The sequence below is a fragment of the Echinicola sediminis genome, from assembly GCF_054777495.1.
Genome location: NZ_BAAHAP010000097.1, coordinates 1 through 18833 on the forward strand (window position 1 = coordinate 1; position 18833 = coordinate 18833).

An 18833-nucleotide genomic window follows, 5' to 3' on the forward strand; every position below is an offset into this window, starting at 1 on the left:
TAATCGGCGCAATCCGCGGGAGATTTTTTAATAGTCGAGGATAAAATAGGGTCCACAGATGGACAGGGATGAACACGGATAAAATAAATATCGGAAACAACAGACCATTAATCAGCGCTTATCCGCGAAATCCGCGGGAGACTATTTTTTAAGACTGCAGGTAAATTTAGGTCCACAGATGGACAGGGATGAACACGGATAAAAAATACCAGAATCAACAGACCAACAAATCAGCGCTAATCGGCGCAATCCGCGGGAGATTTTTTAATAGTCGAGGATAAAATAGGGTCCACAGATGGACAGGGATGAACACGGATAAAATAAATATCGGAAACAACAGACCATTAATCAGCGCTTATCCGCGCAATCCGCGGGAGACTATTTTTTAAGACTGCAGGTAAATTTAGGTCCTCAGATGGACAGAGATGAACACGGATAAAAAATACCAGAATCAACAGACCATCAAATCAACGGTTATCTGCGAGATCTGCGGGAAACCTTTTTAGCGCTGTCTACAGAATCGGAAGGAATCAAGGTATCTTTCCATAAATGTTTCCACTTGATGCCCTTATCTTTAGGAGAGAATTGATGGAAGAAATTGGAAATAAAACAAAACAGGTAGGTTTTTTGCAGAAGGGCATTAATATGGAAAATATCTTAATCATTGGAGCTTTTGATAGGTACAATTATGGGGATCTGCTTTTCCCTTTGATCATTGAGAAACAGTTGGAAAGGTACCCCTTGGCGGTGAACTGCCGTTTTTTTGGTTTGGTGGAAAGTGACCTTTCCAAGGAGGGGGGGAAGCCGACAGAGGATTTGGCCGCTTTTTATAATGCCTGTAATGCTCCATTTGGTAGGAACCATATCATTGTGGCAGGAGGAGAGGCGCTCGGCGTGACCTGGCACTCGCTATTTGCGGCATTGAATAAAACCTATCAGAAAGTTCACCGCTATCGGTACGGCCTTTCCAGGTTTATGGATCTGAATAAGATGGCCAAGCGGTTTTTAAAGGGGAAAACTACCTTGCCATTTTTATTTACAAAACAGGATTTTAAAAATGTCCGCTCTGTTATTTTGAATTCCTTGGGCGGTTCTGGGATAAAAGGGGAGTTTTTCCAGCAATACAGCTTTATGCAGGAAAAACTTTCCCAAGTGGATTATCTGGCGGTAAGGGATAAGCTGACCGTGGCGAATATGCGGGACAATGGTGTGGAAGCACAGCTGTTTCCGGACTGTGCCATTCTAATGTCCGAATTTTATCCCAACAGCTATTTGGAGTCCAGGGTAACCTCTGAAGTTCTTTCCTATGTGCAAGAGAACAAAGGACAGTACCTGTATTTCCAAATCAACAGGAAAAATACGACAGGAAAGGAAAGTTTGATTGCCCGTCAATTGGATGAGGTTTACGAGCAGTCAGGAACCAAGCTTTGCCTTTGCCCGATCGGAAAGGCACTGGACCATGATGACCACCTTGCCCTGGGCCAGGTCAAAACCCTGCTTAAAAGCCCCAGCACTTATTTTGATGCGGATAATATTTGGGACATCATGTACCTTATCGCTAATGCGAAGGCCTACGCCGGCACCAGTTTACATGGTGCGATTACTGCACTGAGCTATGCAGTGCCGCATGTGGGTCTAAAGGTGGAAAAACTGGATGCCTATCTGGCCACTTGGGGTGTGGAGGGAAATACCTTTGCGGTAGATTTCGATCGGATCTATGATCAGTTTCAACAAGCTACGGGTATTGCATCGGAAAAATACGAGGAGACAAGAAAAATCCAGATCGACCAAATTAAGCGGGCCTTTGATCAAATGGTTGAGGTGATAAGCAGATAGCTTTAGAGAAATTAATGTTGAGTTTCAGTGTCGGATCCCTTTCCCATTTCCGAAGGCAAATAGCCAAATTGGTCCTTAAAAATTTTCCGGAAGTATTTGGTGCTGCTAAACCCTACTTCATAGGCCGCTTGGGCTACACCTAAATTTTCTTCTTTGATCAAATAGGCTGCCCTATTGATCCTGACGGTTCGGATATGTTGATTGATGTTCTGTCCGGTAAGGGCTTTGAGTTTCCGGAAAAGCGAGGTCCTGCTCATTCCCATCAGCTGGGAAATGGTATCCACATCGGTGTTTTGTTCGGTAATTTGATCCAAAATGTGTTTTTCCAATTGCTTTAAGAAATCCTTTTCTTTTAATACCGCAGATTTTTGTCCTTCTGTTAGGCTTTCGTTGCTGGAATTATTTCCCAGATAGTATTCCCTCAGTCTAACTTTTGCCTGCAAAAGGTTGCTGATTCTGGATAGTAAAATTCGACCATTAAAGGGCTTGGTGATGTATTCATCTGCTCCCTGGCCAAAGCCACTGGTAATGCTTTCCACACTGTCTTTGGCAGAAAGCAGGATCACCGGAATATGGGTGGTTGCCTGCCGGGTTTTAAGTATCCCACAGAGGTCGATACCGTTTTTTTCGGGCATCATGACATCGGAGATAATCAGGTCTGGCACAAACTGGATGGCTTTTTCCAATCCTTCTTGACCATTTTGGGCATGGATAAGGTCATAGGTGTCGCTCAGTAAATTGTCAAGGTAGGCAAGGATTTGTGGGTTGTCATCTATCAGCAGAACCACTTCCTTGTCTTCGCTTAAATCGAGATTGGACTTAACCGACCTCTGATCCTGCGTCTCCAGCTCGGGTGACCACATGCTTTGGTCTTCCTGCAGTGCTGTATCGGCCACTTCGTCATCCTCAATTTTCTGAAAGGGAAACGTGATGGAAAAAATACAGCCACTTCCAGGTTGGCTGATCAGCTTAATGTTTCCTTGGTGATCTTCCACCAGCCGTTTGGTGAGGGCAAGGCCAATACCTGTTCCTTTTTGACGGGTATTGGCCCCACTTTGGTAATACCAGTTAAAGATATGCTCTTGGTCTTCTATCGCAATGCCGGGCCCATTGTCCCCGATGTTGATCTCAAATTGGTCGATATGGGGAGTTACGGTAATGGTCACCTGGTCGTTGGGATTACAATATTTTAGGGCATTGGAAAGCAGGTTGTTGATAATGATGTGTAATTTTTCCAGATCTACAGCTGCAACAAAATCCACCTGAGGAAAACTTCCCTTTAATTTGATCTTTCGTTGCTCCGCCAAGGGTTGATATTGGGCCATCCACTGCTGGATAGGCTTTACGATGTAATGGTTTTTCAACTGTAGGCGGTTGATATCCAGCTCTGTTTTTCTGAATTCCAGGAGCTTGTTGATCATCTCAAGAAGGTACTTGGCATTTTTTTGTACCAGCTGGAGCCCTTTTAGGTGTTTGGTGCTTTTGACTTCAAGAAGGAGGTCCTCTATAGGCGCCATGATAAGCGTCAGCGGGGTTTTCAGTTCATGGGAAAATCCGGTAAAGAAGCGGGCTCTCTCTTCGTTCAGTTCATGCTCCAGTTGCCGCTGTTTTTTCTCAATAAGCAGGGAGCTTTTTAATTTCAGCCTATCGCTGTAGTATTTAAGCCCGGCATAGACCAATCCAACAATAATGAGCAGATATAAGACATAGGCAGGCCAGGTTTGCCAAAATGGAGGGGCAATGAAAATAGCCATTTGGTTTTCGGCAATGTCACTGGTGCTGCTTTGTGCCCTGATTTTGAGGGTATAGTCCCCGGGAGGGATATTGCTCAAATTGGCAGTGCCGGTATGAAGGGTTTCTATCCATTGATCATGATAGGGCTCAAGTTTATAAGCATAGGTGACATCATTCGCCCTTGGGTATTTTAGTGCCACATAATCAAGCGAAATCAAACTCTGATCGTAGCTTAAATTCAGCTGGCGAAGGTAGGGGAGGTTGGCTTTCAATGTCCATCCCTGGTCAGGACTGTTTACCAAAACTTTTTGGTTCATTAATCTCAAGTCGCTGAATATTAAGGGGTAATTTTTTCTTTTCTGCTTGAGGTCATCCGGCCGGAATACGTTGATGCCTTTATTGCCTCCAAAGTAGATTTCCCCAGAACGAGTCGCCAGCGCAGCGCCGATATTGAATTCACTCTGTTGGATATTGGAATAGGCATTTAAATTGCCCACCTGGTTGGTTTCAGGATCGAAAAAACTGATGCCATTAAAAGTACCCAACCAAATTTTACCATTATGATCTTTTGCAATGCTGTTGATGGTAGAATTGCTCAAACCATTTTCAGGGCTGAAAATGGCGATGGTTTTATGGACAGGATCCAAACGGAAAAGCCCTTCATAACGACTTCCTGCCAGGATATCCCCATTGTCCAAGAGGCAAAGACTGAAAATTATTCCTGTCGGAAAACCAAAGACGGTGGATTCATCAAAGACTTCCTGCTCTCCTGTGAGGTAATTGTAGCGGATGATACCGGAGCCATAAGTGGCCAACCAAAGATTGCCGAGCTCATCTTCTGCGATGTCGCGGATATCGATCTTTCCCAATTGCCTGACATAATCAAAGTTGTCAATGGGAGGGTGGTAGCGGTACAAGCCTCCCCGGTTGGTGCCTACCCAAATCTGCCCTTTTTGGTCTTCGAAGATTACCCGGACATCATTGCCGCCTTCCTGGCTGCTTTGTAGATAATGCCTGCATTTTCCTGTGGAAGGGTCAAGGCGGTTGAGCCCCCCTTGGTAAGTGCCGGCCCAAACCCTGTCCTGACTATCCTGAAGCAGGGAAATAATGTAGTTGTTGGACAGGCTTGCAGGATCCTTGATATCATGGACAAAATGCTGAATCATTCCTGTAGAGGGATGATAAAGATCCAGTCCGCCGCCATCAGTGCCGATCCAGATATGGCCGTTTTTACCTTCGGCCAATGAACCTATCCGGTCATGGCTGATGGTATGGCGATAGGATAGGTTTCGCTTTATCAGTTTGATGGGATCTCCTTTCGGATTGACGAAGTTGATGCCCGTGCTGGTGCCTATCCACATGTTGCCGTCTTCGGAAAGCTTTAGGGAGGAGACGGTTCGGTTAAATACACTTGAACCATCATTTTTAGGTAAAAACCATTTGATTTTTAAGGTGCTTTTCGAAAAAATGCTTTTTGGATCCACGATGTTCAGTCCCCCGTTTCTGGTGCCTATCCATATATTTCCCATGGGATCCTTTTCAAAGCAAAGGACATTTTCATCACTCAGTCCTGCCCGTGGATGGCTCGCTCCCCTGATCCTAAGGGTATCCGCTTTTGTCGTAATGATCTGCACGCCTTCGTTGGAGCCGATCCAAAGGTTGCCTTTTTCATCCGTGTAAAGGCAGTTGATATTTTGAGATAAAGATTTTTTTTCTGAAAGACGTTGGACCGTTTTATCCTGATAGTTGATTTTGTTTAGCCCCTTGTCAAAAGACCCCACCCAAAGGATAGAATCCCCTTGGAATGCCACAGAAGAAATTTTAGCGGAGGAAAGGGAATTGGGTTTGTCGGGATGGTGGCCAAAGGTATCGACCACCTGCTGGGCACTGATGGTCTGTACTCCACCATCATAAATCCCGAGCACAGCAAGTCCATTTGGGCCAAGGGTGGTTTGGTTGATATTGTCCTGGGTCAATCCGAAGCGTTGGTCGATGTGCCGAAACATATCCTTCTTAGGATCATAAATACTGAGTCCGCGACTGGTAGAAAGCAGGAGTTGCTTGGAATGGTCAAGCCGGACATGTTGGACGTAATTATCTGCCGGGCCGAGTTCAGGCTGTCGGTTGTTTTTTCGGTAAACAGTGAAATGCTGGCCATCATATCGGTTCAGCCCTTCCAAGGTGGCCACCCAGATGAAACCCAGCGAATCCTGTTCTATACTGTTGACATAGTTGTGGGAGAGCCCTGATTCCACATCCAGGAGATAAAAGGTGAGTTGGTCCTGATCTGAAAACACCGATTGGATACTGTCTTTTTGGGCAAGACAAGGGGATAGGGTAAGGTAAAGCAGTAGGGCTATTAGGGGTAATTTCATGTGGTCGCAATCACGATAATAGATCCTAAAAATCCCAATAAAATCCCAAATAAACCAATATTGGCCATTTTGTGCCCTTGATAATACTGATTTGTGCCCCCATGTTCAGGAGGGATCTCCCGAATATTGTTATTGGGAATTTTCACAGAACACCCCGTTTGTTCAATTCCCGGTTTTAATAGTTTAAATAACAATTAACCTAAAAGAACATGCTAACACAATTACAAGCCAGGGTATGGCTTTTTTGCATGTCATTGGTGATGCTGATGATATGTACAGTACCCGATGTTTTTGGCCAACAACAAATCAATGGCCGAGTCCTAGATGAAAGTGGTTTGGGACTTCCTGGAGCTTCGGTGCTCGTCATAGGAACTTCCAACGGAACCGTTACTGACCTCGACGGTAATTTTAAACTCACCATCACTTCAGAAAACCCTGTATTGAAAGTATCCTTTATAGGTTATGAATCGCAGGAGATCGCCCTGGATGGAAGAAGCACGATTGAAGTGAAGCTTTTTCAAGATATGCAGTCCCTTGGAGAGGTGGTCGTCGTAGGTTACGGGGAGCAAAAGAAAGCAACACTCACCGGATCGGTATCCCAAGTAGAGGGCAGGGAGTTGCAGAACAGTCCCCAGCCAAACGTATCCAACTCCTTGGCGGGAAGATTTTCCGGTATCATTGCCAATAACCGCGGCGGTGAGCCGGGATACGATGGTTCCAGTTTCAGCATCCGTGGCCTTGCGACCACGGGAAACAACGACGTCTTGGTCGTTATCGATGGAGTGCCGGGACAGATCGGTGGCTTGGAGCGTTTGAATCCCAATGACATTGAAAGCGTATCGGTATTGAAAGATGCTTCTGCTGCCATTTACGGTTCCAGAGCCGCAAACGGGGTCATTTTGGTGACCACCAAGCGGGGAAAAGAAGGAAAGCCGACCATCTCCTACAGTTTCAACCAGGGCTTCTCTTCGCCTACCAGACTTCCGGAAATGGCGGATGCCGAGACCTACGGTCAGATAAGAAATGAAATTGCCTATTATAATAACCCTGGAGGGGGACTGAACCAGGTGTATTCAGAAGATGAGCTGTCCATGTTTGCCAACGGTTCAGACCCTTTGAATTATCCCAATACGGATTGGGCGGCGGCGGCGCTGAATAAAGTGGCCCTGCAAAACCAGCACAACTTGAGTGTCAGGGGCGGTTCAGAAGCCGTAAATTATTTTGTTTCCTTGGGGAAAACAGGCCAAGACGGCCTTTACAAAAACGGCGCTACCCGCTACGATCAGTACAGCTTCCGTACCAATATTGACGCAGATATCAATGATCGCCTGACCGTGGGACTTTCATTGTCGGGAAGAAAAGAAGACCGCCAGTTTCCGACTTCCAGTGCGGGATCAATTTTCCGCTCCATTTACAGGGCTTACCCTACGGTAGCAGCAGTTTATCCGAATGGCTTGCCTTCTTCAGGAATTGAAAACAGCAACCCTGTGATGATGGCTACCGATCAGGGAGGCCTAACCCAGAATCCTAAGTATGTTTTCAACGGAATCCTGAAAGGAAGCTATGAATTGCCCTTTTTGGAAGGATTGTCCGTAGATGGTTTCTTTTCGATCGATGAAAGCAGCAATAGAAACAGGACGTTCAGCACACCCTATACATTGTATAATTACAATGCCGGATCAGAGGCCTATTCTCCGGTAGTAGTAGGGGGAGGACCTGATCAGCAGGCGACCTTGTCCGAAGAGCATTACAGCCAGTCCATGACGGTATCCAATATCAAACTGAATTTCAAACAGTATTTTGGGGATCATTTTGTGGACGCTTTTATCGGCTACGAACAGAGTGAAAACAGGACGCATACCATGGGAGCTTCCAGACTTCATTTCCCTACTACGGAAACGCCGGAATTGTCCCAAGGAGGAGCGGCCGCGTCGGATTATGACAACTGGGGCAGCAGCTATAATTACACCCGGAAAAGTTACATCAGCCGTGTGGCCTATAACTTCCAAGAGAAGTACCTGGCAGAAGTACAGATGCGAGTGGATGGTTCCTCCAACTTCCCTTCTGGCGAGCGTTACGGTTTCTTCCCTTCCATCTCTGCGGGTTATCGAGTATCAGAAGAAGGGTGGTTTAGAGACAATGTAGGCTTCTTTGATGACCTTAAATTGAGGGCTTCCTACGGTAAGTTAGGGAACGATAACGTGGGACAGTTCCAATATTACGATAACTATTCTTTCAATAACCGCTATGTGATTGGGAATGAAGTGGTGACCGGTATTGACCTTACCCGCTTGGGGAATCCGAATATTACCTGGGAGGTGGCCACCAAAACGGATATCGGATTCAATGCCGTATGGTTGCAGCATTTCACCACAGAATTCATTTACTTCCAGCAGGACAGAAGCAAAATTCTGACAACCAGAAATGCTTCCATTCCCGGTACATCCGGTATCGTTAATCCCTACGGAGGGGAGACATTGGTGCCTGCAGAAAATATTGGCGAGGTAAAAAGCCATGGTGTGGAAGCCACTCTCGGATATGAGCATTCAGGAGAATTCAGTTATGGGGTCTCAGGAAACTTTACTTACGCAAAAAATGAGCTGGTATTTATAGACGAGGCTCCTGGAGTATTGGATTACCAACGCCAGACCGGACGCCCTTTGAACACTTACCTATTGTACAATGCCATCGGTATTTTTAGGACGCAGGAAGATTTGGACAATTATCCACATGTCCCTGGGGCACAATTGGGAGACCTGATCTACGAGGACTATAATAATGACGGCGAAATTACTGCCGATGATATGGTCCGCTCCCAATACGGCAACATCCCTCAGGTCACTTTTGGTTTGACCATGCATGCTGCCTATAAAAACTGGGATTTCTCTGCGGTTGTTTCCGGTCAAAGCCAGGTGAATCAGTACGTGCTGCCTGAGTCTGGTACCGTGGGTAATTTTTACAGCAGTTGGGCAGACAATAGATGGAGTCCAGAAAATACCGGCGGAAGCTTTCCAAGGGTAAGCGAGAGATCATCTTCAGCTGTCAGTGGCGGACTTTATCGGAACAATTTCTGGTTGAATGATGCTACGTTTGCCCGTCTCAAGAACATCCAAATAGGCTATAACCTTCCACAAAGCTTTTTGGACAGGTTTTCTATTGGCAGTCTGCGGGTTTATGCCAATGCCTTTAACCTGTTGACCATCACTGGGGTGAAAGATTATGATCCGGAAGGTTCCAGTGAAAGCGGGCAATTCTATCCGCAACAGAAGATCATCAATTTGGGACTTAACATTCAATTTTAAATCCGACAGACATGAAAAGTAAAAATATCATCAAACCATTTATGGGAATTGCGCTGATCTGTTCGTTGCTGGTCGGCTGTAAGGAAGACTTTTTGGATATCGTGCCTACGGACAGGGTGTCCGATGCGTCGATACTTTCAGATTCCACTTTATTTGAAGCTTACGTAATCAACCGTTACCTTGGTGTCAAGCTGACCAATAAGGAAGGGGATGCGTACCAGCCTGGATTTGGGAGAGGTTTTGAGTATGCTTTTTGGAGCTCTTTGACCGATGAGTCCATCTATAATAATGACGACAATACCTGGTTTATCCAACAAGGGCAGCTTTCTCCTGAAAATACGGGAATAGCAGGGACATTTTGGGGCCGTTCTTACCGAAGCATCCGTGAATGTAACTATGCCCTGGGCAATATTGGCGCCTTGGAAATGAGCCAAACCGGCAAGGACCGTTTGATAGCGGAGTTGAAATTTATTCGGGCTTTCCGTTATCATGACCTGATCAGAAATTATGGGGACATTGTCCTTATGGGAGATCGTGTTCCTGAATTGGGGGAAGATTTTACCGATATGTCCTTTTACGAAAAGGTGGATAAGCAGGCAGCCCTTGACTATGTGATCAGCGAGTTGGACCAAGCTGCTGAGGGACTTCCATTGGTGAACAATGGCAACTGGAAAGAGGGTAGAGCTACCAGAGGGGCTGCATTGGCCCTTAAGGCTAGATTGCTGCTTTATGCGGCCAGTCCTTTGTATACTGATGGGGAGAACAATCTTCAAAAATGGCAAGCGGCGGCAGATGCAGCAAAGGCAGTGATGGACTTGGGCCAATACAGCCTCTATCAAGGCGGATACTCTGAACTGTTCCTGACCTCAGGAAGCAATGTGGAGATCATCTTTGCGCGGTACTATAATATCAATGCCAGGCATACCGCACTGGAAATTGCCAACGGTCCCAACGGATATGATGGATGGGGCGGCAATGTGCCCTTGCAAAACCTGGTGGACGATTATGAGATGATGGACGGAACTTCATTTAGCTGGGACAATGCGGAACAGGCAAGTGCCCCTTATGAAAACAGGGACCCTAGGTTTTATGAAACCATCCTTTATAACGGAGCGGCTTACAGAGACCGGGAGGTGGAAACATTTCTTCCTGGCGGTAGGGACAGCCAAGATGGCCCTTCCAATTGGAATACCAGTAAAAGTGGATATTACCTAAGGAAGTTTATCAATGAAGAACTGCCGATCAGAAACCCTTGGGAGGTAGCCGGAACCCAGAACTGGATCTATTTCCGCTATGCAGAGATCCTGTTGAATTATGCTGAAGCGCAAAATGAGGCTGCAGGACCTGACGCAAGTGTTTATGAGGCGATCAATGAAATCAGAAACCGTCCTGGGGTGGAGATGCCAAATCTGCCGGCTGGATTGAGCCAAGACGAAATGCGCGAAAGGATTCAGCACGAGCGTCGGATTGAACTGGCCTTTGAAGAACACCGTTTTTACGATGTGCGGCGTTGGATGATCGCCGAGCAAACAGAAAACGTTCCGGCATATGGAATTGAGATCACCAAAGCGAATGACGGAAGTTTGACTTACGAGCGGAAAGTGGCTTTGGGAGGAAGAAGCTTTGCACCGCGGCACTATTGGTTGCCAATTCCAAGAGCAGAGATTTTAGCTTCTGACAATCAATTAGAACAAAACCCTGGATATAATTGATAAATTGAAAAAGGGAACCGGGCAAAGGTTCCCTTTTTACCATTTTTGATTTTTAAAGCAAAGCAACATGGGAAAGAGTAGAAGTGGTGTATATGTATGGTTATGGCTGGCTTGCAGTGTTTTTATTTCCTGCCAGTCTGAAGGAGGAGAGAAAAAGCCAGCTGATGAGAAAGCGGAAGTAATCCATATCAATGTACTTCAGGATGAAACGTATCAGACGATAGAGCATTTTGGCGCTTCCGATGCGTGGTCCTGCCAGTTTGTAGGGCTTTGGCCAGATGAGAAAAAGCGGGCGATTGCCGAACTGCTTTTTAGTCAGGAAGCCGATGCCACGGGAAATCCCAAGGGGATTGGTTTGTCCCTTTGGCGTTTTAATATAGGAGCGGGCAGTGCCGAACAAGGTGCTCAAAGTGGTATTGGCGATGAGTGGAGGAGGGCCGAATCCTTTTTGAAGGAGGACGGAACCTATGATTGGAGCAAGCAAGCAGGTCAGGTTTGGTTTGCCCAGGCTGCCCAGGAATTTGGGGTGGAGCATTTACTGGTTTTCCCCAACAGCCCGCCGGTCCACATGACCACTACCGGGAAAGCATTTGCAAAAGATGGGCTGTCCAATTTAGCTGCTGAAAAATACGATGAATTCGGGTCATACCTGGCCGAGGTTATTGGAGGTTTGAACCAGAAAGGTTTGAAGGTAGATTATATAAGTCCTGTAAACGAGCCCCAATGGGACTGGTCGGATGGCGGTCAGGAAGGAACCCCCTTTTGGAACAATGAAATCGCCGGGATTGCAAGAGCCCTGAACCATGCCTTGGAGGAAAGGGGACTTGATACCAAAATTGACATTGCGGAAGCCGGGAAGATCAATTACCTGTACGAGGATGCGGATAAGCGCGGTAGGGGAGAACAGGTGAAAGACTTCTTTCAGGTGGATTCGGAGAATTATATCGGCGATCTATCCCATGTGGGAGGGGCCATTTCCGGTCACAGCTATTTTACCACTTCACCCTATACTGCGGCCATACAGCAGCGGGAAAATGTGAACAATGCAGTGGAGGAGATTGAAGGCCTTAACTATTGGATGAGCGAATATTGCATATTAGGGGACAATGGAGGTGAGATCAATGGAAGTGGAAGAGATTTGGGAATTGATCCCGCGCTATATATGGCCAGGGTAATCCATAACGATCTTACCGTGGCTGAGGCCACTGCATGGCACTGGTGGCTGGGAGTTTCCCCTTATGACTATAAAGATGGATTGGTTTACATCGATTACCAAAAAGAAGATGGCAATTACTATGAAAGCAAAATGTTGTGGGCTTTGGGGAATTATAGCCGTTTTGTCCGTCCAGGTTACCAGAGGATTGGACTTACCATAGATGGGGGAGCTGGGCAGTCCCCAGAACTGCTGGTTTCTGCTTATCGCAATCCGGAAGATGGACAAATGGTGGTTGTATTGATTAATTCCGGTATAAAACCTGCTCAAATTCAGTTGAGTGCTGATGGAAAGACAGTGGGCTTGGGAGAAGTTTACCTTACCTCAAAGGATAAGGACCTTTCCCCTGTAGCCATAGCCCAAGAGGAGCAACTATTGACATTGCCTGCCAGATCGATTACCACCGTTTTGAGCAATCAATGAATGCAGGATGATCCAGGCCAATCCGTTTAGAAAAACGGACTGACCATGAGTGGATATTATAGATAGAATGGGTTTATTTTACGAAAAGCTATCTGCTGTGGCGGATAGCTTTTTTTATTTCAATTTTTAGAGCAGAAAATGCCGATCTACTTCCATTTGGGTTTAGAAAAAACAGCAAAATTTGTAACTTATTAATGACGATAATATAAACCCAAAAGTATGGTACCTATTAAAAAATCCATTTCATTTTCAGGGACCAAGGATTTACGATTGGCCCTCAAAGCGGAGATCAATAACCTGCATCAAAACCTGGTGACGATGATCCTTACCGATCAGAATGAAACATCTGGAAATGTATTTAAACTGGTTTTTGAGTTTGATATGTCCACCAATCTGGTGAAAAAATGGAAGTGTAAGGGAGAGTATAAAAACGGGGCCTCGGTCAAAGAGGCTTTGTCCTTAGGAGAAAAAGTAGAACCCGTTTCTCTTGAGGTGCTCTATTACTCCATTATCACCGATGTGGAGAAACTGTATAGCCGATGGCTCAAACTTAACTGATACCATGAGGCTGAAAAAAAGCAAGGCCGGAAAATTTAGTTTTCCCGCCTGTAGTGTTTATCTGATTGCGCTGAGGTAATTATTTTAATACAACCGGGTTGGAGAGTTCCTCTATCTTTTGCTCCAGGTATCCATAAAATTCATCTTCGGATTTGATCCCTTCAGTTTCCTGTTCCCAGGCAGCCAGAAAATAATAAGTGAGCTCTTTACCGTTTTTTGGTTTTAGGACTACCACATGGCTGTGTTCGTCCTCCTTGAGGTCCATAAGTTGATCGGTCGGGAAAATTACGGCAATGCCCAAGTTGTCTCCTGCCAAACTTTGTGGGCCATAGCTGGCCAAATAGCTATAAGCTTTCTGTTGCCCCGAAACCTTAAGCGGCGCAGCTTCACTTTTGATCAGGCCTGTACAGAAATTGTCAATTCCGCTTTTGGCCAGCACCTCGTGCTTGCTCATTCTTGAGCCGGCTTTTATCGAAAGGATAGAATGGATATCTGTTTTGCCATTGGCGATATCCCAACCATAATAGTTTGTCTCGATAGTGGATCTCAGCGAACCGTTTTCGGCAATGATAACAGCCAGGCTGTCGGTTTGATCGATTCTTCTGGCTTTGCCTTCTTCCCAGGTAGCAATGGATCCCAGGCCCAGTGAGGGGCCTACCTTAAGAATATCCATGCCCCAATCGGCAGGTTCGTGATAGCTGTCAAAGCCGTCCTGCCCCACCTCTTGCAGGACCATGTCTTGGGTCTTTTTTCCAAATACATCGATGCCGTTTCTCCAATCCAGGTAAAAGCGGTAGGCTACCTTGTCGGATTCCCAGCCAGGTCCTTCATACCTGATAAAGTAAGAATGGTCGGTGTGCTCTTCCGGTACTCGCAACTGGTTGACGTTTTGAAAGGCACCGCCGATGTATTTTCTGTCTTTAAATTCACCACCGGTTTTATGGGATATTTCTGCCTGGGTAAGTTTAGGGAAGTCAGTAGGATAGGTTCCGTCAGCGTTGGGGACTATTTTAAGTTCATGGGGATTGGCCGAGAGATTTTGGAGCAAGACTAAAACCTCCTGCTCATTTCCTCTGGTACTGAATTCCGAAGGAACAGCTTTCCCATCGACCAAAACGGAAAAGTTTTCTTCCTCAAATTCCGGTAGGACTGCTTTAATTTTTTCCAGGGGTATTTCCAGTACGGTTGCTTGTCGCTCGGTTGGACTGATTACCGAAAATACAATTTCTTCTGTGGAGGCGGGCTTGGTGTTACAGGAAGCCAGTAAAAACACAGCTAATAATGCGGAGCTGCTGAAACAGGTGGAAAGGGCTTTTTTCATATTGTTGGAATAAGGATTAAGTTCTGAGCAATCGATTGCACAACGTGATAAAGATAGTTGACATTTGTTTGTGAAGCAATAAAGGAGATGCACCGGGAATTAAAAGGCCTGCAAAAATACCCAGACTTCGTCTTCGGCCTTACCCTCGATTCCTTCCTGATATTGGGACATGAGGGCATTCCAGTCGTCTACTCGCGGATTGTTTTCAGTGGTTTTGGGATTGAGTTCATCCAATGTTTTGTCTGCAGGAACAGAAATGACGAGTAAGAGTTGGCGCTCATTTCTGAACAGCAGGAGCTGCTGGAAGTCTGCATGGCAAAAGCCTTGGGATACTTCCGGCCAGTCCTGGAACTGACGGGCATGGTAGTCCATATACTCTTGCTGCAGGGAGGTGTCCGCTACCAGGTTGGCGGTAAGCAGATAATTGTTCCACTGCTCGGTTGTAGCCCCATCATCACAGTGGAGCCCCTTGTCAAATACATAAAAAGGCACATTATAGGTGTTGACTTTTACCTTTACCGGAGCCTTTTTGATGGAGAAGGATAGTTCTTTAATGATATCGGGACGTCCCAATAAAACCAGGTGGTTTTTCCAGTGATAGGCTTCCCATTCCTCTGACTGACCCAAGTAGCTTTTTATGGTCTCCTTATCTTCCGGATTTTCAAGGATCAGTTCTAATGCCGCCCTCTGCTTGGGCGGTGCTGAGCCGCTAGCCTCTTCCTCTTGGGACCTGTTTTTTTGACAGGACAACAGCAGGAAACAGAGGGCCAGTAGGCAGGTATTTTTAAAATTCAAAAGGTGGTCAGTGTCCAAAAAAGGCTAGGTTTAATCATTAATGAAAGCGGTCGGATTCCTTGAAGTCCTTTGGGAAAATATTGATTTTTTCAGGCTTTTGCGCAGGGATGATGTCCTTGTATGCTTTTTGAATTCCCGCATTTTCCATGATTTCAAGTGCTTTTCCGGAGAATTCATCTTCCCTGAAGGAATAGGTGTTTGTGATGGTATTATTGGTCCCATTGTCCATGAGCAGGTTGTTTTTTACATAATTGTCCTGCGCGGTGATATCATGACATCTTTTGGTCCATAAGTGAAGCCACATCCATTTATAGCTGGGGTTGCCTACGACATTTTCTGAAATGGTCCAGTAAGCGGATCCATCATCGGGATAGATGCATCTCGGGCCATTGAAGACATAGTTGCCTTTGATGGTCGAGTTGGGCTGCTCGCCCAGGACATAGATAATCCCTCCGTCATCCAATACCTGGTGGGAATTTCCGGCTTTGTTGAACCGTATATGGTTGTTTTTTGCTACCGTTGAGGGGGGGATTTCTGCATTGCCCCACCACCATCCGCAGGTAATGGCCCCATAAGGTGTCCAGGCAATGTCGTTATGTTCGATACGGGTATTGGCAACAAAAAAGGCAGTGATCCCTTCCACCTGGCGGAAGTCCAGGCAAATGTTCCTCAGGTAATTGTTGGAGACAAGAATATCCTCACAAAGTCCTTCCTCCTCTGGTCCAAAAAGAGACCCATCCCCAATTTGATAATGTTGTGGATGGCCTATATTCACCGCATTTCCCAAAAGGTCGTGGAAGGTATTTCCGGTCACCTCAGCATTTTTGACATCGTTGACCATATTGATGGCGATGGCCGATCCGATCTTTTCAAACCGGTTTCTATCAAAAACCACATTGGCCACATTCTGAACGTCGATGGCCCCGCGGGGAACATCCGTGCTGTTATATTGGCTGGGATGCCAGTTGCCTCCGGGAATGTATTTTACAGCCAGGCCAAGGCTCTGGATGCCCGCAAAACCATGGGAATCGGCCACTTCCATTAGCTGCCAGTCATCGTGGGAGAAAGTGATGCCCTCAAATTTGATGTTTCCTGCCTTTGAAGCGGTGGAGCTTCCCTTGATGCGGATCAGGCCCTGGGAGCTAGGGGCAATGACTTCGGCTTTGGCCATGTCTTCCCCACTACTGTAGTAATACAGGGTCTGTTCACTTTTGTCAAAGTAAAACTCGCCTGGAGTATCCAACAGTTCTTTGGCGTTTCTGATGACAAAATTCTTATTATAGTTGATCTTTCCTGCCCAGGCCATGGAGGTGGCAATGGCCCCGTAGGGCTGTTGGAACTTGATGACCGTGGTGTCGCCAAAGCGCTCCACTTCCCTTGCACAAAGAATTTTTTCCGTCCAGATATTAAACTGCACGAGTTCAATGTCCTCTGGATGGCTGTACTGTGCGATATCCGAGGAGGAAAATTTAATCCCCTCAATGCCCGATCCGGCCCCAAAAGCCCAATCTTCATCTCCTTTTATCTCGAATGTTCCCCAATCACCCAAACCTGCCACAGGGACTTCGGTACCTGCCATCCTCATGCGCTTGCCGTTGACAAAAAGCGACCGCAGTTTGGTTTGCCGATGCAGTTTGGCCTTGTAGATGTTTCCCCCAGCATTTTCCCAATTGCTTATCTTCACCCCGCCGCTGATAACAGGCTGCTCATTTTCGTATGCCTTGAAAATCACATTGAACCCGTTGTTGCCCGAGTGTTTTTCACTGAGCAAAAGCGGTGCGTCAAGCTGGTAGCGGCCATCATGCAGGTAAACGATGATATCCGATTTCATGGATGAGCTTTTCCTCTCCAGGGTTTTGATGGCCTGCTGAAGGGTAGTAGGATTTTTGAGGTTGCCTTTTGCCTTAGTTTGTCCTGAGGGGCTCACGTGGATTTCCTGTTGGGAAAAGGCTGAAAAAAGGGTGGAAAAAAAGAGTAGCGCTAGTGCCTGTGCAAATTTCATGATCTGGATTTTGGGTAAAATTGGTAATCGGCACAAAAAGTACAAATTTTCAAAATAACTTTTGTATATAATCAAGCAGCGTTCATTTTTGTAAATGATAGTAAGTTTATGGTTGGAACAGGAAAATAGCAAAACATGGATAAGCTTTCTTTGGAAATCAGGGAGGATTCAAGGGTCCCCAAATACCAGCAGCTGGCCAATGAAATGGTGAAATGCATCCATCAGGGCCAACTGGCTGTAGGGGATAGAATTCCCTCCATCAATGCGGTCAGTGAGCAATATTACCTTTCGAGGGATACTGTGGAGAAAGCTTATAAAGTATTGAAGGAGAGCGGGGTGATCAAGTCCGTTCCCGGACAGGGGTATTTTGTCCATCAAGCCCCACTGGGCAGTAAAAAGAGGATACTTTATTTGGTGAACAAGCTGAGTGCCTACAAGCTGGAAGTATTTCAGGCTTTTGAAAAGAAGCTCCAAGGAGCCTATCAAATAGACCTGGAAGTATTTTTTTACGATCCCAAATTGTTTCGTGAAAAGCTCAACCGGGATATCAATAAGTACGATTATGTGGTGATGATCCCGCTGTTTAATAGGGAGGTCAATCAAAGAAACCTTTCCGGCGAACTGTTGGAAACCATTGAGGCGATTCCAAAGGAAAAACTGGTGATCCTGGAAAAGCTCTTGCCCGAGGTCAAGGGAAATTATACCTGCGTGTACCAGGACTTCAAGGAGGACATTTATGAGGCTTTAGGTAAAGCACGGTTCCTTCTCTCCAAGTATACCAAGCTGAACCTGTTCTTTCCGCAGTCCAAAATGTATTTTTATCCTCGGGAAATCCAGCAGGGATTTATGAAATTCTGTAATGAGCACGACGTAGACTTCAGCGTGGAGGACCTTAATGATGTGCCCGTGACCCTCAAAAAAGGGCAGGCCTATATCGTGATCAGCGAGGAGGACATGGTAAAGGTGATGAAAAAAATCAAGGACAGCGATTACAGGATAGGGAAGGATGTCGGGGTGCTGAGTTATAATGACACCAGCCTAAAGTCCTTGTTTGATGTATCGGTCATGAGTACGAATTTTTCGGCTATGGGCAAGACCGCCGCAGAAAGTATCCTGGAAAAGGAGCCGGTGAAGATTAAAAACGAATTTAAGTTTATCAGAAGGGGATCTTTGTAAGAGGCTCAGCCTCCGGCTTCGTAGATTTAATCGCCTCTGCCGGGAGTCGCAAATGAGTCTAGCGTCTGATGTCTTGTGTCTATTGTCTCTTAATAGATCGCACCAATTTGGAATTGAAATTAAAGTCCACGAATTACACGAATTGGCACTAATTTTCCTTTAATTGAACCAGTTTGGAATTGAATCAGATAGGCTTCGACGGGCTCAGCCTCCGACTTCGTAGCTTTAATCGCCTCGGGCCGGAGCTGCAAACGAGTCTAGCGTCTGATGTCCTTTGTCTATTGTCTCTTAATAGATCGCACCAATTTGGAATTGAAATTAAAGTCCACGAATTACACGAATTGGCACTAATTTTCCTTTAATTGAACCAGTTTGGAATTGCATAA

General features: G+C 46.0%; 10 protein-coding genes. 6 read left to right on the forward strand and 4 right to left on the reverse strand.

Going from position 1 to position 18833, the window contains the following annotated elements; genetic code table 11:
* Nucleotides 1-645: 645 nt before the first annotated feature.
* Nucleotides 646-1836 carry a polysaccharide pyruvyl transferase family protein gene (locus ACYVAA_RS18810; protein ID WP_460544710.1) on the forward strand — a complete coding sequence of 397 codons (1191 nt, stop codon included), beginning with the start codon at nucleotides 646-648 and terminating at the stop codon, nucleotides 1834-1836.
* An 11-nt stretch (nucleotides 1837-1847) separates the two neighbouring features.
* On the opposite strand, the gene ACYVAA_RS18815 is transcribed toward ACYVAA_RS18810, so the two are convergent.
* On the reverse strand, nucleotides 1848-5945 hold the full coding sequence (locus tag ACYVAA_RS18815) for a two-component regulator propeller domain-containing protein (RefSeq protein WP_460544712.1): 4098 nt from the start codon (nucleotides 5943-5945) through the stop codon (nucleotides 1848-1850).
* A 209-nt stretch (nucleotides 5946-6154) separates the two neighbouring features.
* On the opposite strand from ACYVAA_RS18815, the gene ACYVAA_RS18820 reads away from it, so the two are divergent.
* From ACYVAA_RS18820 to ACYVAA_RS18835, 4 genes are all read left to right on the forward strand, one after another.
* Nucleotides 6155-9247 (forward strand): SusC/RagA family TonB-linked outer membrane protein, encoded by a 3093-nt coding sequence (locus ACYVAA_RS18820; RefSeq protein ID WP_460544714.1) that lies wholly within the window; start codon nucleotides 6155-6157, stop codon nucleotides 9245-9247.
* 11 nt (nucleotides 9248-9258) lie between these two features.
* Nucleotides 9259-10959 (forward strand): RagB/SusD family nutrient uptake outer membrane protein, encoded by a 1701-nt coding sequence (locus ACYVAA_RS18825; RefSeq protein WP_460544716.1) that lies wholly within the window; start codon nucleotides 9259-9261, stop codon nucleotides 10957-10959.
* A gap of 67 nt (nucleotides 10960-11026) precedes the next feature.
* Nucleotides 11027-12595 carry a glycoside hydrolase family 30 protein gene (locus ACYVAA_RS18830; protein ID WP_460544718.1) on the forward strand — a complete coding sequence of 523 codons (1569 nt, stop codon included), beginning with the start codon at nucleotides 11027-11029 and terminating at the stop codon, nucleotides 12593-12595.
* Between the two features lie 219 nt (nucleotides 12596-12814).
* Nucleotides 12815-13153 (forward strand): hypothetical protein, encoded by a 339-nt coding sequence (locus tag ACYVAA_RS18835; RefSeq protein WP_460544721.1) that lies wholly within the window; start codon nucleotides 12815-12817, stop codon nucleotides 13151-13153.
* A 79-nt stretch (nucleotides 13154-13232) separates the two neighbouring features.
* On the opposite strand, the gene ACYVAA_RS18840 is transcribed toward ACYVAA_RS18835, so the two are convergent.
* The 3 genes from ACYVAA_RS18840 to ACYVAA_RS18850 form a co-directional block, all read right to left on the reverse strand.
* A complete protein-coding gene (locus tag ACYVAA_RS18840) occupies nucleotides 13233-14474 on the reverse strand; it encodes a DUF4861 domain-containing protein (RefSeq protein ID WP_460544723.1) in 1242 nt (413 codons plus the stop codon).
* Between the two features lie 99 nt (nucleotides 14475-14573).
* On the reverse strand, nucleotides 14574-15287 hold the full coding sequence (locus ACYVAA_RS18845) for an L-rhamnose mutarotase (RefSeq protein WP_460544725.1): 714 nt from the start codon (nucleotides 15285-15287) through the stop codon (nucleotides 14574-14576).
* 19 nt (nucleotides 15288-15306) lie between these two features.
* Complete coding sequence (locus tag ACYVAA_RS18850) at nucleotides 15307-17271, reverse strand: right-handed parallel beta-helix repeat-containing protein (protein WP_460544727.1); 1965 nt, start codon at nucleotides 17269-17271, stop codon at nucleotides 15307-15309.
* A gap of 135 nt (nucleotides 17272-17406) precedes the next feature.
* Between ACYVAA_RS18850 and ACYVAA_RS18855 the strand changes: the two genes are divergently transcribed.
* Nucleotides 17407-18447 carry a GntR family transcriptional regulator gene (locus ACYVAA_RS18855; protein ID WP_460544729.1) on the forward strand — a complete coding sequence of 347 codons (1041 nt, stop codon included), beginning with the start codon at nucleotides 17407-17409 and terminating at the stop codon, nucleotides 18445-18447.
* The last annotated feature ends 386 nt before the right edge of the window (nucleotides 18448-18833 follow it).